Here is a 1148-nt window from a genome sequence, read left to right as displayed (position 1 = left end):
AGCTGCTGCTGGCCCGGCTCGGTGTTGCGGGAGAACACGCCGCCGGTGGCGCAAATCTTGATCACCTGGGCGCCGTATTTGCGCAGTTCGCGCACGCGCTTGCGGCCTTCTTCCGGGCTGTCGGCGTTGTAGGGGCTTTTCGAATCAAACGACGGCGGGAAATACGTGGAGTCGCAGTGCCCGCCGGTGGCGCCGAAGCTGTAGGCGCCGGTGACCACGCGCGGGCCGTGCAGCTTGCCTTCGTCGATGGCCTGGCGCAGGCCGACGTCGTTGAACGCATCCGAGCCCACGTTGCGCACGGTGGTGAAGCCCGCGTCCAGCGTTTCGCCCGCGTGCTTCACCTGCAGCACCGACCAGAACCGGTCGCTGAACTGCAGTCCGGTGTAGCCGCCGTAGCTGGGGTCGGAGTCCAGGTGAACGTGCATGTCGATCAGGCCGGGCACCAGGCTGTAGCCGGTGAGGTCGATGATCTTGGTGTCCATCACGATCATCTTCAGGCCGGGGGCACCGTGCTGGACGCTGGCGATGCGGCCATCCTGCACGTGGATCTCGACGTTCTCGAGCCAGCGGCCGGTGCGAACGTCCAGCAGGCGGTCGGCGCGGATCAGGCTGTTGCCACGTTCGCGCTCCGCGACGCGGGCGAGATAGGCCTCTTCCTGGCTTTGCGCTTCGGCGCCCGCGTTGGCGGGGCCTTCCTGCGCGGCGGCAGGGGCGGCCGATGCGTTCAGGGCGAGGGCGGCGGCGAGGGCGGTGGCGAGCAGCAGGCGCTGGGTCATCGGGTGTCCGGGCAGTTCATGAGGCGCCGATTCTGCCAGCGAACTCCAGTGGGCGGCAGGGACTGCCGTCCCGCAGATTGCCGCGGCCCGCGTCGGGGTGGCGTACGCGGGATGCGAAGGGTCAGGCGGTCTCGCCGGTCTGCAGCCGCCACAGCGCGGCATAGGCTCCGCCGCGCGCCACCAGTTCGTCGTGGGTCCCCGTTTCAACGATGCGGCCAGCTTCCAGCACGTGGATGGCGTCGGCGTGGCGCACGGTGCTCAGGCGGTGCGCCACCACCAGGGTGGTGCGGCCGCGCGCGGCCCCCGCCAGCGAGCGCTGGATGGCGGCGTAGGGTTAGTTGTGCACCGCCGACGTGGCGTCGTGCAGCACCC

General features: G+C 69.9%; 2 protein-coding genes. Both read right to left on the bottom strand.

Translation table 11 applies throughout. The features are described 5' to 3' along the window. On the bottom strand, nt 1–776 hold a 776-nt coding region (locus K0M70_RS10220), incomplete at its 3' end, for an amidohydrolase family protein (protein WP_290781769.1). 121 nt (nt 777–897) lie between these two features. Then, on the bottom strand, nt 898–1053 hold the full coding sequence (locus K0M70_RS10215; RefSeq protein WP_290781768.1) for a hypothetical protein: 156 nt from the start codon (nt 1051–1053) through the stop codon (nt 898–900). Nucleotides 1054–1148: the final 95 nt, after the last annotated feature.

The sequence above is a fragment of the Arenimonas sp. genome, from assembly GCF_019459675.1.
Lineage (GTDB): Bacteria > Pseudomonadota > Gammaproteobacteria > Xanthomonadales > Xanthomonadaceae > Arenimonas.
The sequence above is the reverse complement of the archived record's forward strand: the minus strand, read 5'-3'. Positions and strand labels throughout refer to the sequence as shown.